Below are 14119 nucleotides of genomic sequence, written 5' to 3'. Positions count from 1 at the left end.
CAGACGGCCTTTTCACGGATTGGAAATTCAGTCTTTAATCCGTTCCACCATGCCGATGCCGATACAGTCGAAACCGACATGTACCGCCACCACCGGCGACACGGGCACGCCGTCGCCCAGGCGCAAACCGGTTTGGTTGTGGAAACGGTTGGCGAAATGATGGTAAAACTCGGGGCTGCCGGAATAAAGTCCGGCCAGGACGAAATCTCTGCTGTCTTTGCCGCGCATGGCCTGCATAACCGAGAGAATTACCGCGTCCATCATTTCGTCGATGTCCGATACCGAACCGACGCGCGTCAGCTCGTTGTCGGTAAAGCGCAATACCGTTTTCAGACCCAGCCAGTCGCTCAAACGCGCACCCATGCGCGCCACCGTGCCGTTGACCACCAGCGGGCGGGTAGAAGGGATGCCGAAGAAAATGTTGCAGCGCGGTTTGAGCCGTTCCAGATACGTTATGATTTCGGGCGGCCTTTTGCCTTCCCTGAGCAGGCGCAACGCTTCCAACGCGAAATAGCCTTCCGGCATACAGCACATGCCCGTGTCTACCACATAAATCTTTAATTCTTTGTATTCCCGCGCTATTTTTCGGATAACTTCGGCAGTGTCGCTCAACCTGCTGCCGAGGGTGGTGATGATGGCTTCGTGGTAGCCTTGTTCGATTAAATATTGAAATGTGTGCGACAGCGTTTCCTGTGTCGGCGGTATGGTTCTGACTTTTTCGTTCAAATGGTTTTTACGCCAGCCGCAATACTGCGCGTTATCCACTTCCAAACCATCGGCCGCCACCCGACCTTCCATTTCCACGCCCAGATGCAGAATCTGAATCGGGCTGTCGCGGTCTAAAATATCCGACAGCGAGCTGGTCGAGGTGGATAATACCGCGCAACGGTAGAGCGCATACGAACCCTGCATAAAATCTCCCTATTTATAAATTATGCATGAATCAAATAAATGGTAGATTTTTATGATAAACGGCATTAGTCGGTTTGTCTATAATAGGTAATACAAATCTGCCGTTTTTGCCTTATCAGGAACCGATTGGCCGGATTTGTCCTGATGAGGCCGTCTGAAAACGCGTTTCGGCGGCGTAACGCGGGCTTTGCGGTATAATCCGCCCAAACACAAGGATAACCTATGCAGAAAATCACCCTTATCGCCGCCTGCGCCCCCGACCACTGCATCGGCATCGGCAACACCATGCCGTGGCATCTGCCCGAAGATTTCGCCTTTTTCAAAAGCTATACTTTGGGCAAACCCGTGATTATGGGCCGGAAAACGTGGGAATCGCTGCCGAAGAAGCCGCTGCCGGGCAGAAGGAATATTGTTATCAGCCGCCGGCCGGATTATCCGGCGGACGGAGCGGAACTTGCATACGGTTTGAAAGAAGCGTTTGCATTGTGTGCCGGAGCGGAAGAAATCATCGTGATGGGCGGGGCGCAGATTTACGCGCAGGCCCTGCCGTTCGCAACCGATTTGCGGATTACCGAAGTGGATGTTCAAGTAACGAACGGCGATGCGTTTTTTCCCGAATTTTCCGCCGAACAGTGGCGGGAAACCGCCCGCGAGCAACATGTCGGCGCGCAGGGGATACGGTATGCGTTCGTGCATTACCGGCGTAGATAAAGGTGGGCAAAAGATAAAGTTCAGGCCGTCTGAAATTTTCAGACGGCCTGTTTTCATAAATCCAGCTTCATGACCGATACTGTTTCGCCGTTGTGCCGGCGCCGTTCAATTTCCCGCCAGCCGTATTTTTCATATACGGCCTGTACATCGGGCGTGTACAGATAAAGCGCGGGCAGACGCATTTCGCGGGCAGCGCCCAAGCAGTGTTCCACCAGCAGTTTTCCCACGCCTTTGCCGCGGTACGGCGGCAGCACGAATACGTCGCCGAGCCAGTATTCGTATTGCGGCAGGGTGGCAATGTCGTGCCGTTTGAGCGCGGACGAACCGAGCAGGCGGCCTTGGCCGTCGACCGCGGCAAAAGCAACGGGCAGGCCGCTGCCTTGCAGGCAGGTCTCGTAATAGGCGCGGATTTTATCCACGGAAGACCACGGCGCGAAGTCGTACCACTCGGTATAGAGTGCCTGCGCCAGCGGGTCGATGTGTTCGGGGCGCAGGGGGACGGTTTTCATCACAAATCGGTTTAACGGCGGAAATCAACGGGCCGCCTTCGTACCGCCCGGCCCGTAAACGGCCTGCCACGCCGCATCAAGGCGCTGTCCCGCCTGTTGCAACGTCGAAGCCTGTTCGTTCTTGAACGACATGGCCGATGCCAGTTCCTTTTGCAGGCGGTCGATGTCGGCCTGCGCCTTTTGCGCGCGCCGCTGCGCGTCGGCAAGGTCCGTTTGCAGCGAAATGATCCTGCCGTCGTTGCCGTTTTGCGCCTTCAGTGCGGTACGGTAGGCAGATTGCGCGTTCAACAGGGCATCTTCCGCGCCATCGGCGGATGCCGCCGAAGCGGCGAACAGAGCAGTCAGGGTAATCAGGGTTTTTTTCATATGGTTTTCCTTATCAGGCCGTCTGAAACTTTCAGACGGCCTTTTTAACTGTTCTCAATCAAAGTTCTTAACCAAAGGAAATTCCGCCGAAATTGCGTTCCTGCCGTATTTCCGGTTGAATTTCTCGTATAGCCACCTGTTGTTGCATGTTTTGGTTAAGCCATTCTTGTTGCCTTGCCTTGAAGTTTTCTACTACATCCCGGTTTTCTTCCAGCGCCATCGCTGCAAACGATCCGTCGGTGTCGTTTTTGAACCCATCGATCAGTGCTCTGAGCCTTTGGGCTTTATCGGGGTTTGAGGAGGCAATATTTATATCAGTTTGCTCTGTTTCGTTCTCCGCTAGCCTGCAACCAATTTTATCCGAGATACCTTCCCATGATTTTTTATCTAGAAAAAGCTCTTTGACTGTCGGCATTTTGCCGAATGCTTTTTCGCAACCGGGTTCGGGATTTTTCCGCCGTTCGTGCAAAGGTGTGTTTAATTCGCTGCGCTCGAATTCTTTTTGGTTGGGGATTTTATCCAATTCGTCCATATTCGGACGGACTTTGAACTCCCCTTCGTAATTTTTGTCTCCGAACCAGCTTCTCGGGTTCAATTTTGACCGTTCGGGATTATAGACGTGGGCGTAAGCCAAACCGCCGTAAAGGAAATCGACGCAACTGTTGTGCGTACCCCTGTATTTTGTTTCATCGAATCCACCCAGTGCAGGATTATTGCCGTAATTCAACAGCTTTTTATATTGCTGCTCCGATATTTCCAGCGTCCGTTCGTAAATCGGGTTTTGATATTTTTTAAACTCGTCTTTCTTGATTTCCCCTTCTCCAAAAGGCTTTCCTGCTTTTTTCGGAGCGAAACCGAAACCTTTCGTACCATCCCTCGTACCGTCGCTTATTTTGTAATACAGATGACCGACTACGGAATAGTCTTGTTTATTGCTGCCGGGCAATAATAAGGGACTACCATCTTCTTTAGTTAAAGGAGTACCCGGTGCTGCTACATAAACCGTTGCCGTATATCTTTTACTCATAAAATAATTCTCCAGAAATTACGGTTACTTACCGCGATAATATTCTTCTACAAAGATCTCAAAATCAACATCAGGATATTGAATTCCCCAAGACGGTCTAATTGATACCTTGTAAAATCCCTCATTCCCAATTTTTAAATTTCTTGGTACAAACCTGACTAAATCTTTTCTAAAAGCAATTATATTCCCCCCTCCTTTTCTATGAGAATGAGCGTAAGGGGTTAACCATAACCTTTGCCATCCAGTATGCTTTTTTCCGCTATCCTTCCAAAAAGTCTTGGTTAATATGACCGGTACGGTTTTGTCTTTCACAATGTATTCGATTTTCACATCAAATTGCAGATTGCTTTTTTTGGGTTGATTATTTTCATCCGTATAAGTCCAAGTATCTTGTTCTTCCATCAGCTTTTTATCATCATCAGGAATCAGTGCCGTAATGCCCACCATATAGTCGCTATATGCCTGCTGTTGTTCATCCGTAAGGTAAAAATAAAATTCCTGTCCTATATTGGGCTTTAAAAGTAATGGTCGTTCAAATGGGATGCCATAAACAGTATGCCCGTTTATCTGCTTGGGTGCGTTCGATTGAGCCGTACAACCCGCTAAAGCTAGGGATACTGCCGCCAAGGTTGCTTTGGTATATATCGCATTTCTTAAACCGTATCTCATTAAAATTCCTTTCTTACCTACTATAAAAACATTGCAAAAATCTAATCCTTGTTAAAAGATTTCAGACGGCCTCAGCATATACCGGCGATGGAAGTATCCGATACTGAAATAAACAAGGTAAGAAAAAATCCATTAAAAATATCGTTCAATAGCTTTGTTTCATACCCCGATAAATCAAGAATAGCAATAAAGGTATTAAGAAGTTAAAGATAAAAGAAATTGCAACCACACCTACGAAAAGAAGGCAATTCAATGCTATTTTCATCAACAAACCCATCAAGCCAAAAACAGATTAGAAAATAGGAAAAAAGATTCAAAATAAAATTACCTATGAATATCTTCTTTCCATTTTCAAAGTTTGAAATATTATGTTTTGTCATAATTTTCCAACTCCTATTCTTTTCTTTTTTGGGTAGAGTTTTTGCTTATACTTCACAATCAAAGTTCACTTGTGAACCATTTTTCATACGCAAGTATTGGTTAACCCATTTGGCTGCACATCCCTGTGCCGTATGTTTAAACCACACAAGCTACCACCAAGGTTGCTTTGGCATATTTTGTTTCTTAAACCGTATTTTATTAAAGTTCCTCTCTGCATATCGTAACATTTATAGATATCTATATCTGCCAAAAGGATTCTGAGACGACCTTTTCAACGCTTTAAGAACGTATCCGTTTCAACACTTCTTCCTTGCCGATTAATGCCAACACGGCATCGACGCTGGGCGTTTTCGCCGTGCCGCAGACGGCGAGGCGCAGGGGCATGCCGAGTTTGCCCATTTTGATGCCTTCTTCGTCGCAGAAGGGTTTGAACAGGTCGTGGATGGCTTCGGTGTTCCAGTCTTCCAGCCCTTCGAGGCGTTCGGCGAAGCGCAGCATACGGGCGGCGGCTTCGTCGTCCCAGTGTTTCTGCACGTCCGCTTCGGCGGGCGTTTGTTTGACGTAGAAGTAAAGGCACTCGTCGGCGAGCGTGTTCAGGTCTTGGGCGCGGTCTTTGACCAGTGCCAACACGTCTTCCAATGCGGGTTTTGCCGTGTCGTAAATGTCGCGCAGGGCGAGGCGGGGTTTGACGAGTTCGGCGAGTTTTTCGTTGGGCGTGATTTTGATGTGTTCGCTGTTGATCCAGTAGAGTTTCTTCAAATCCATGCGGCTGGGCGACGGGGAAACGTTTTTCAAATCAAACCATTCGATGAATTGTTCCATCGTGAAGAACTCGTCGTCGCCGTGCGCCCAACCCAAACGCGCCAGATAGTTGAGCATGGCTTCGGGCAGGATGCCCATCGCGCCGAAATCGGTGATGGCGACGGTATCGCCGCTGCGTTTGGAGATTTTTTTGCCTTGTTCGTTGAGAATCATGGGCAGGTGGCCGTATTCGGGCAGATTCGCGCCGATGGCTTTTAAGATGTTGATTTGTTTCGGCGTGTTGTTCACATGGTCGTCGCCGCGGATAACGTGGGTAACGCCCATGTCGTAGTCGTCCACCACGACGCAGAAGTTGTAGGTAGGCGTGCCGTCGGCGCGGGCGATAATCAGGTCGTCGAGCGCTTCGTTGGGAATGGAGATTTCGCCTTTGACCAAGTCTGTCCATTTCGTAACGCCGTCTAAAGGCGTTTTGAAGCGGACGACGGGTTGCACGTCGGCAGGGATTTCGGGCAGGGTTTTGCCTGCTTCGGGGCGCCAGCGGCGGTCGTAAGTCGCCGTGCCTTCTTTTTCGGCTTTCTCGCGCATGGCTTCCAGCTCTTCTTTACTGCAATAGCAGTAGTAGGCGGCGCCTTTTTCCAAGAGTTCGGCGATGACTTCTTTATAGCGGTCAAAACGGCGGGTTTGGTACACGACGTTGTCGGCGTTGTCGTAATCGAGACCGACCCATTTCATGCCGTCGAGGATGATGTTGACGGATTCGGCGGTGGAACGCGCCAAGTCGGTGTCTTCGATACGCAATAAGAACTCGCCTTTGTGATGGCGGGCAAACGCCCATGAAAACAAGGCGGTGCGCACGCCGCCGATGTGCAGGTAGCCGGTGGGGCTGGGGGCGAAACGGGTTTTGACGGTCATGATGGGATTTCCGGTAAAAATAAGTGATGAAAAAGAATATTGTACTGTGTTTCGAACGGGTTGAGAAATCAGGCCGTCTGAAACGGGGGTGGCGGCAAACCTGTTTCAGACGGCCTTCGGGCAAGGAAGCGGCGTCAGCCGTTGCGTGTTATCCAGTCCCAAATCCGGTCGCCCCAGCTTTCGAATTGGTAGAGAAACAGCAGATAGCTTTCTTGGAATAAAAACCTGCCTTTTTTTTCGCGCGCGTCGAAGCGGGTGGTCGGCGTAGCGGAGACTTCGGCGTTTAAATCCAAATCGCGGGCGATGGCTTGGGCGCGGGCGAGGTGGTAGGGGTCGCTGACGATGATGATGCTGTCCACGCTGTTGGCGCGCAGGATGGGTTTGATGTTGCGCAGGTTTTCGTAGGTGTTGCGCGATGTGTTTTCAAACAGGATGTTTTTGGCGGGAATGCCTTGCTTGAGCGCATAGCGGCGGCCGACTTCGGCTTCGGTCATATAGCCTTTTTTCGGTGTGCCGCCGGTAAAGACGATTTTGCCGACACGGTGGCTTTGATATAGCGCAATCGCGTGGTTGATGCGTTCCAGAAATACCGGCGAAGGCTGTTTGTTCCATGCGGCCGCACCGAGCACCACGGCCGCATCGGCGGTAGCGGCGGCGGGCAGGGTCTGGTTGCCGGTGCGGTACACCTGCCATACGTTCCCCGCAAACACGGCCAGCACCAGCAAGATGCTGAGTGCGATACCGCGCAGCAGGTAAAAGCGCAGGCCGTTACGGCTGTGGAACAAGGGAAAACGCATGGTTTCAGACGGCCTCTATCTATTCGGGAAGCAGGGCTTCGATGTTTTCGAGCGGCCGGCCGATGGCGGCTTTGTCGGGCGTAACCAGAATCGGGCGTTCCAGCAGGGCCGGGTGTTCCGCTACGGCCCGCAGCAGGGCGTCGTCGTCCAAATCCGGATTGTCCAGCCCCAGCTCCTGATACAGGCTGTCTTTCACGCGCATCATGCCGCGGGCCGATTCCAGCCCCAGCTTGCGGAAAATGTCCTGCAACGCAGCCAGATTGGGCGGTGTGTCCAAATAGCGTACCACTTCGGCTTCGATGCCGCGTTCTTGCAGCAGGTCGAAGGCGGAACGCGATTTGCTGCATCGGGGGTTGTGGTAGAGAATAAACGGGGCAGGCATGGCAATCCTTTCGCAGAATAACGGCTATTATGGTCCGTATATGCAATTTACTCAAGAAAGTACCTTTGGCCGTCTGAAAAGATTACAATACCCTACATCCGATATTTTCATTAAGGACAAGCCATGAAAACACTGACCGCCGCCATTATCGCCGCCGCTGCCGCCTTGGGTGCGCAAACCGCGTCCGCCGCCGACCTGCAAAGCTGGAACAGCGACACCCCGCAGACGCAGGAATCCCTCAAAGCGCCCGTGCGCGTCATCAACCTTTGGGCGACATGGTGCGGCCCCTGCCGCAAAGAAATGCCGGAAATGTCGTCTTGGTATAAAGCGCAGAAAAAAGGCAGTGTCGATATGGTGGGCATCGCGCTGGACAACACCGAAAACATCGGCAAGTTTCTGAAACAAACCCCCGTCAGTTATCCGGTTTGGCGTTACACCGGCGCCGACAGCCGTAATTTCATGAAAACGTTTGGCAACAACGTCGGCGTTTTGCCCTTTACCGTCGTCGAAGCGCCGAAATGCGGCTACAAGCAGACGATTACCGGCGAAGTCAACGCTAAAAAACTGACCGAGGCCGTGAATCTGGCCAAGGGCAAATGCAAATAGGCGGGGCGGAATCGAGGCCGTCTGAAAACCGTTTTTTCAGACGGCCTCGTTCAAGCGGAAAGCGCAATGCTTCCTCCGGCCTTATCCCCGACCGCCTGTGGATAATTTAGGGATAACTTCCCAAATCCGCATGAATCCGCGAAACAGCGGCATCTTCCGATAAACGGCAGGATTATGCCGTTTAAAATGACGCCACTATCCCAATCGGCCGCCAGCCTTTATAATTCGGGCATATGTTTATTGTTCAGACGGCCTGTCACCGGTTGCGTATTTTCAGGAGAGCAGGGCGGGTGTCCGGCAATGCGGCTGTGCGTAACCCGTCCGTTTCTGTGGATAATTTTTCAAAAGGCCGTCTGAAAAGCAGTTTCGTTGAAGCTGAAACCTTTACAGGAATGTTTATGATCCGTTTCGAACAAGTTTCCAAAACCTATCCCGGCGGTTTTGAAGCCTTAAAAAACGTCAGTTTCCGCATCAAGAAAGGCGAGATGATTTTCGTTGCCGGACATTCCGGTTCGGGCAAATCGACCGTATTGAAGCTGATTTCGGGCATTACCAAGCCGACTTCGGGCAAAGTGTGGTTCAACAATCAGGATTTGGGCGCGCTGAACGACAACCAAATCGGTTTCATGCGCCAGCATATCGGCATTGTGTTTCAAGACCATAAAATCCTGTATGACCGCAACGTGCTGCAAAACGTCATCCTGCCCTTGCGGATTATCGGCTATCAGCCCGGCAAGGCTGAGGAACGCGCCCGCATCGCCGTTGAAAAAGTCGGCCTGAAAGGCCGCGAGCTGGACGATCCGGTTACTTTGTCCGGCGGCGAACAGCAACGCTTGTGCATCGCCCGCGCCGTCGTCCACCAGCCCAGCCTCCTGATTGCCGACGAACCTTCGGCCAACCTCGACCGCGCCTACGCGCTTGATATTATGGAATTGTTCAAAACCTTCCACGAGGCGGGCACTACCGTCATCGTCGCCGCACACGACGAAACGCTGATGGCCGACTACGGCCACCGCATCCTGCGGCTTCAAGGAGGGCGTTTGGCATGAGCATGATTCATTATGTTTCGCTGCATGTGGAATCCGCCCGCACCGCGTTCAGACAACTCTTGCGCCAGCCGGTCGGTACCCTGCTGACGCTGGCGATGCTGGCGGTGGCGATGACCCTGCCGCTGGCGCTGTATCTGGGCGTGCAGAGCGGACAAAGCGTGCTGGGCAAGCTCAACGAATCGCCGCAGATTACCGTGTATATGGAAACCGGCGCATCGCAGGCGGACAACGACACGGTGCAAAACCTGCTGCAACGCGACGCGCGTTTGACCAAAATCCGCTTTATCGGCAAACAGCAGGGGCTGGAGGAGCTGCAAGCCAACCTCGATCAGAACCTGATATCCATGCTCGACAGCAATCCGCTGCCCGACGTATTTATCGTTACACCCGACGCGGCGGCGACTCCGGCGCAGATACAGACGCTGTACGGCGATTTGGTCAGGCTGCCGATGGTCGAATCGGCCACGGTGGACACCGAATGGGTGCGCACGCTGTATCAGATTAACGAATTTGTCCGCAAGATTCTGTGGTTTCTGGCGGTAACGCTGGGCATGGCCTTCGTATTGGTGGCGCACAACACCATCCGTCTGCAAATCCTAAGCCGCAAAGAAGAAATCGAAATCACCAAACTTTTGGGCGCGCCCGCTTCGTTTATCCGCCGTCCGTTCCTTTATCAGGCCGCATGGCAGAGCCTGCTTTCCGCCGTGGTCAGTCTGGGTTTGTGTTCGTGGCTTACCGGCGCGACCCGTCCGCTGGTCGACCAGATTTTCAAACCCTACGGTCTGAACATCGGCTGGCGGTTTTTCACGGCGGGCGAGATTGCGCTGGTGTCGGTTATCGTCGTCGCATTGGGCGTGTTCGGCGCATGGATGGCCGCCACACAGCACCTGCTCGGTTTCAAAGCGAAAAAATAAGATTTCAGACGGCCTGCGAGAGACAGGCCGTTTTGTTTGATACGGAGACGCTTTTAAATTGAACCTTAATAAATCCGCAGAATCCGTATGAATATATCGGTTGATACATGATTGCTTATTAAGGTTTGATTATTCGGGAGGGTTCGTTCATGCCGTCTGAAAGATATTTGTTTGTTTTGCTGGGTGTGTCTGTGATGTTGTTAACCGTATCGGCTCTGAAATTTCAATGGGTACAAGTTGCCGAGATTAAGAACAAAAACAGGTTTAACGCCTTAATATTCATCATCATGGCAATAGCAGTATTATTGTTTTTCATCTGACAGAAATATTCTTTGAATGGGAGAATCCGTATGAACCCGTCTTTAGAAAAAATCGCCCGCATCCTGACTGAACGCCGCCAAACCGTTACCTGTGCCGAATCCTGTACCGGCGGCCTGCTGGCCGGCGCATTGACGAGTATTGCCGGCAGCTCGCAATGGTTCCACCAAAGTTTTGTAACATACAGCAATAAAGCCAAAGAAGACCGGCTCGGCGTGATGCCCGATACGCTGTTGAAACACGGCGCGGTCAGTCGGGAAACGGTCTACGAAATGGCACGCGGCGCCAAAGCCGTTGCCGGAGCCGATTATGCCCTGAGCGTGTCCGGTATCGCCGGACCGGGCGGCGGCAGTGCGGCCAAACCGGTAGGCACGGTATGGTTCGGCTTGGCTACCCCGACCGAATCACTGGAGCGCACGGCTTTATTCGAAGGCGACCGCGAAAGCGTCCGCAATCAGGCGGTACGGTTCGCGCTGGATTGGCTGGCGGAGAATCTGACAAAAAACATTTGAACCTGTCAGTTCAGGAAACAAAATAAAAAAAGGCCGTCTGAAAAACCTATTTCAGGTTTTTCAGACGGCCTTTTACAGCAATAAAACGGTTTATTTAAAGCGGTAACCCACGGTAGCCATATAGCTGTTGTTGTGGATTTTCAAATTGTCTTTTTTATAGCGGGTCTGTTCCCATTCCGCGCCTACTTCCACATTCGGAGTAACGGCGTATTTCGCACCCACTCCGTAGCCCAGGCCGTTCATATTGGTACGGCTGCGGCCTCCGCCCTCGAATCTGCCGTAGTGGTAGCCGACTTTACCGTAGGCCATCACGTCATTGGTCAGACGGTAGCCCTGAATATAGGAGGCAGAAGCATCAACTTTCTGTTTGGCTTTGCCGATGGAGTTTTCGCCTATGGTGCGGTGCAACGGTTTGACGGCCACTTCCGCGCCGCCTATCCAGTTGCTTGCGCCAAACTGGGTATTGTAGTTGCCGCGCACGGATACGTCGGCTTTGTTTTTCTCTTTCAGGCTTGAATTTTTGACATCGCTTTTGCTCACACCTGCGCCCACTTCGACAGCGGCACCGGTAAACGTACCTTCAGTATTCAACGGGGCGGCAACGGCGGAAGCTGCGGCGCTCAGAAAGAATGCAGTCAATAAAGTTTTCTTCATTTTCATAACTCCTGTCAGAATGAAAGGAAGGCGGCTTTTCGCTTTCCGACGATTACAGTATCAAAGCGTTTCAGACGGCCTGCAACAGCCTTTGCCTAGAGGTTACACGCCGCTGCTTCGATTTTACGTTTGTAATTTAAGGGTTTTTTGAAATTACGTGTTTAAAGTGATTGTTGCAGCATCTGCCCGTTTTTGTTCAGCGTAATGATAATGCGGCAGAATTTGGGAAAGAATCCGATTGTTTTTAAAACGTAATGCGGTAAAAAGACGGAGTTTAGAATGTTCCGTCTAAAAATCTATGTTTACATGCGGGGTGTGGTTTTTATGATCAAGGGTGGTTTAGAGTTGGCCTATTCTTGAGACGGAACAGAAAATAGTAAGGAAACCAGCACCGCCGCAAAGCGTTCCGCCGCGCCTTGCGCCGTGTGCAGGTAGAGTGCGGGTTCGATGAGTTCCAGTTCGTTCAGCAGCAGCCTGCCGCCGATGATTGTGCCGTCCACCCGTGCGTAAGCGGGCATTTGCGGCAATAAGTCCAGCACGCTGCGGGCGGTGCGGACGACGGTTTCGGACGGGGCGACGGGGCGGATTCCGACGCCGTAGGCGGAATTGGCGCGCCATTCGCCCTGCGGCGGCCGGCGGAGTACGGCATGGCTGAATGCGCCGTTGAAAAATATCAGCGAGGTTTCACCCGCCTGTTCGATTTCGCGGATGTATGGCTGGACGATGACGCCCTGCGGATAGGCCCGCCAATCGGGCGGCGGCGAAGCGGCGGTGATTCTGGCGACGGCGCGCCCGCTTTGTCCGACGGCGGGTTTGATGACGGCTTCCTGCCAGCCGCGTTCGCGCAAAATATTTTGCACCGCTTGATTTTCGGGCGGTGCGAACACGCTCGGTATCACGTCCGCACCCCATGCGGCCAGGTCGCACAGGTATTTTTTGTTCATGTTCCAGCGCATCAGCGGCGGCGGATTGACAAACCGCTGCCCGCTTTTTTCCGCGTCGTCCAGCCAGCGGCGGAATGCCTGCGGTTCGGCGGCATAGTCCCACGCGCACAGAGGCAGCAGGAATGGGTCGGCCGGACGGTTTTGCCAGATGTCGAAGCGGGTGGGGACGGATTGGCGGTTAAGTATGTCCGCCAGCGGCAGCAGGTTTTGCGGCGGCTGCGGATAGGTGCGGCAGGTGGTGATGGTGAGCATGGTCGGGCGGTATCGGTTGGACAGGAATCTCAAAAGGCCGTCTGAAACGTTTTCAGACGGCCTTTGCGGTTTATTTGACCTGCTGCATGTATTTTTTCAGACGACCCTTGCTCTGCATGGCGCGGTTTTCCAGTTCGTCCACGACGGCTTGTGCTTTGGCTTTGTTTACCGGTTTGCCGACCTGAATCACGCCGCTCATGTTCATCATGCGGTGCGGCGGGCAGATATAGACGTACACGCCTTCTTTGTCGAGTTTGAGGGTGAAGTCTTTGCCGTCTTCGGACAGGAAGTCGGCAACGCCGTCGGGCAGGGCTTTGCTTTGCACCCAGTGGCCTTTGTTGGCGGCTTTGAAGGTTACGGTGTCGCCGACTTTGGCGTTGACGTAGCCGGGTTCGAACACCATGCTACCGTCTTTGCCGTTGTCGAGCATTTTGACTTCGTGATTGGCGGCGTATGCGCCGAGGGAAGCGGTCAGCATGAGGAGGAAGAGGGATTTTTTCATGGAGGGAGTCCTTTCTAAGGATAAAAAATATGGGGCGGGCTGATGGGTCAAAGAGGTAAGCCTTGGGCTTACCGCCCTCTCCCTAACCCTCTCCCGCGGGAGAGGGGATAAGTTGCAGGGAGTCCGCAGGCCGGATGCTCAAATCCGACATTTCAGGAGCGGTTAAGTTAAGCACTCTGCCGCATCGGGCGGATAACGGGCAGGCCTTTGCTGTCGTATAAAAGTTCGATGTCCACTTTATACAGCCTGCCTATCATGTCCGCCTGCAACACATCCTGCGGCGCGCCCTGCGCCTGTACTTTGCCTTCGCCGAGCAGAATAACGCCGTCTGAAAACTGCGCGGCGAGGCTCAAATCGTGCAACACCATCAGCGTAACCAGATTGTGTTCGTGCGTGTATTGCACCACGCGTTCTAAAAGATTGAGTTGATGGTGCATATCCAGCGCGCTGACCGGTTCGTCCAGCATCAGGATTTCGGGGCGGCGCAGCATGACTTGGGCAAACATGACGAGCTGCCGCTGTCCGCCGGAAAGCCGCATGACGTCGCGGTGCGCCAGATGGCCGATGCCCAGCTCCGCCATGATACTTGCGGCTTCGTGCAGCAGTTCGTCGCCGACGTGCATGTGCAGCGCGTCCATGCGGCCGAGCAACACGACTTCCAGCGCGGTCAGCGAGGCTTCGGCGGCGGTGTCCTGCGGCATATAGCCTATGCGTTTGCGCCAGCTTTGCAGGTGGATTTTGCTCAACACTTCGTCGCCGTAGCGGATGGTGCCTTTGTGCGCCACTTCGCCGAAAATCGTTTTCATCAGCGAGGATTTGCCCGTGCCGTTGGGGCCGAGCACGGAATAGACTTTGCCTTGTTCCAGCGTCAAATCGATACTGTCGGCGACCACATAATCGCCGCGCCGGATATGGACGTTTTCAAGTTTCAACATTTCAG

At 52.7% G+C, this 14119-nt stretch carries 17 protein-coding genes; 5 read left to right on the top strand and 12 right to left on the bottom strand.

Going from position 1 to position 14119, the window contains the following annotated elements; all coding sequences use genetic code 11:
* Nucleotides 1-27 precede the first annotated feature (27 nt).
* A complete protein-coding gene (locus tag ACI43T_RS09205; protein WP_405386637.1) occupies nucleotides 28-912 on the bottom strand; it encodes a DegV family protein in 885 nt (294 codons plus the stop codon).
* A gap of 222 nt (nucleotides 913-1134) precedes the next feature.
* Between ACI43T_RS09205 and ACI43T_RS09200 the strand changes: the two genes are divergently transcribed.
* The gene (locus tag ACI43T_RS09200) at nucleotides 1135-1623 is read left to right on the top strand and encodes a dihydrofolate reductase (protein WP_405386635.1); all 489 of its coding nucleotides are present in this window, start codon (nucleotides 1135-1137) and stop codon (nucleotides 1621-1623) included.
* A gap of 53 nt (nucleotides 1624-1676) precedes the next feature.
* Here ACI43T_RS09200 and ACI43T_RS09195 read toward each other — a convergent pair whose 3' ends face one another.
* The 7 genes from ACI43T_RS09195 to arsC all read right to left on the bottom strand — a co-directional run bounded on the left by ACI43T_RS09195 (nucleotide 1677) and on the right by arsC (nucleotide 7428).
* Nucleotides 1677-2132 (bottom strand): GNAT family N-acetyltransferase, encoded by a 456-nt coding sequence (locus ACI43T_RS09195; RefSeq protein WP_405386633.1) that lies wholly within the window; start codon nucleotides 2130-2132, stop codon nucleotides 1677-1679.
* Nucleotides 2133-2156: 24 nt separating this feature from the next.
* Complete coding sequence (locus tag ACI43T_RS09190; protein ID WP_377080419.1) at nucleotides 2157-2498, bottom strand: hypothetical protein; 342 nt, start codon at nucleotides 2496-2498, stop codon at nucleotides 2157-2159.
* A gap of 67 nt (nucleotides 2499-2565) precedes the next feature.
* Entirely contained in the window at nucleotides 2566-3525 is a 960-nt protein-coding gene (locus ACI43T_RS09185) for a hypothetical protein (RefSeq protein ID WP_377080422.1), read from the bottom strand.
* 24 nt (nucleotides 3526-3549) lie between these two features.
* Nucleotides 3550-4194 carry a hypothetical protein gene (locus ACI43T_RS09180; protein ID WP_293278152.1) on the bottom strand — a complete coding sequence of 215 codons (645 nt, stop codon included), beginning with the start codon at nucleotides 4192-4194 and terminating at the stop codon, nucleotides 3550-3552.
* Nucleotides 4195-4854: 660 nt separating this feature from the next.
* Nucleotides 4855-6249 (bottom strand): glutamate--tRNA ligase, encoded by a 1395-nt coding sequence (gene gltX / locus ACI43T_RS09175; protein WP_405386630.1) that lies wholly within the window; start codon nucleotides 6247-6249, stop codon nucleotides 4855-4857.
* A 134-nt stretch (nucleotides 6250-6383) separates the two neighbouring features.
* Nucleotides 6384-7046 carry a YdcF family protein gene (locus tag ACI43T_RS09170; protein WP_009175155.1) on the bottom strand — a complete coding sequence of 221 codons (663 nt, stop codon included), beginning with the start codon at nucleotides 7044-7046 and terminating at the stop codon, nucleotides 6384-6386.
* A gap of 19 nt (nucleotides 7047-7065) precedes the next feature.
* Nucleotides 7066-7428: an arsenate reductase (glutaredoxin) gene (arsC, locus tag ACI43T_RS09165; RefSeq protein WP_308024668.1), complete on the bottom strand. Its 363-nt coding sequence runs from the start codon at nucleotides 7426-7428 to the stop codon at nucleotides 7066-7068.
* Nucleotides 7429-7551: 123 nt separating this feature from the next.
* On the opposite strand from arsC, the gene ACI43T_RS09160 reads away from it, so the two are divergent.
* The 4 genes from ACI43T_RS09160 (at nucleotide 7552) to ACI43T_RS09145 (ending at nucleotide 10827) form a co-directional block, all read left to right on the top strand.
* Nucleotides 7552-8034, top strand: coding sequence for a TlpA disulfide reductase family protein (locus tag ACI43T_RS09160; protein ID WP_377080427.1), 483 nt, complete (start codon nucleotides 7552-7554; stop codon nucleotides 8032-8034).
* 398 nt (nucleotides 8035-8432) lie between these two features.
* Nucleotides 8433-9083, top strand: coding sequence for a cell division ATP-binding protein FtsE (locus ACI43T_RS09155; protein WP_039851315.1), 651 nt, complete (start codon nucleotides 8433-8435; stop codon nucleotides 9081-9083).
* Nucleotides 9080-9997, top strand: coding sequence for a permease-like cell division protein FtsX (ftsX, locus tag ACI43T_RS09150; protein WP_314105368.1), 918 nt, complete (start codon nucleotides 9080-9082; stop codon nucleotides 9995-9997). The genes ACI43T_RS09155 and ftsX overlap by 4 nt, the downstream gene beginning before the upstream one ends.
* Nucleotides 9998-10347: 350 nt before the next feature.
* The gene (locus ACI43T_RS09145) at nucleotides 10348-10827 is read left to right on the top strand and encodes a CinA family protein (RefSeq protein WP_009175160.1); all 480 of its coding nucleotides are present in this window, start codon (nucleotides 10348-10350) and stop codon (nucleotides 10825-10827) included.
* A gap of 90 nt (nucleotides 10828-10917) precedes the next feature.
* On the opposite strand, the gene ACI43T_RS09140 is transcribed toward ACI43T_RS09145, so the two are convergent.
* From ACI43T_RS09140 to ACI43T_RS09125, 4 genes are all read right to left on the bottom strand, one after another.
* Nucleotides 10918-11481, bottom strand: coding sequence for a porin family protein (locus ACI43T_RS09140; RefSeq protein ID WP_009175161.1), 564 nt, complete (start codon nucleotides 11479-11481; stop codon nucleotides 10918-10920).
* 350 nt (nucleotides 11482-11831) lie between these two features.
* A complete protein-coding gene (locus ACI43T_RS09135; protein WP_405386626.1) occupies nucleotides 11832-12677 on the bottom strand; it encodes an ATP-grasp domain-containing protein in 846 nt (281 codons plus the stop codon).
* 70 nt (nucleotides 12678-12747) lie between these two features.
* Nucleotides 12748-13179: a plastocyanin/azurin family copper-binding protein gene (locus ACI43T_RS09130; protein ID WP_377080434.1), complete on the bottom strand. Its 432-nt coding sequence runs from the start codon at nucleotides 13177-13179 to the stop codon at nucleotides 12748-12750.
* A 167-nt stretch (nucleotides 13180-13346) separates the two neighbouring features.
* A complete protein-coding gene (locus ACI43T_RS09125; protein WP_070655426.1) occupies nucleotides 13347-14114 on the bottom strand; it encodes an ABC transporter ATP-binding protein in 768 nt (255 codons plus the stop codon).
* Nucleotides 14115-14119 lie beyond the last annotated feature (5 nt).

Origin of the sequence: Neisseria oralis (assembly GCF_045062685.1) — a bacterium.
Taxonomy (GTDB): domain Bacteria; phylum Pseudomonadota; class Gammaproteobacteria; order Burkholderiales; family Neisseriaceae; genus Neisseria; species Neisseria oralis.
This window is presented reverse-complemented; position numbering and strand designations above follow the sequence as displayed.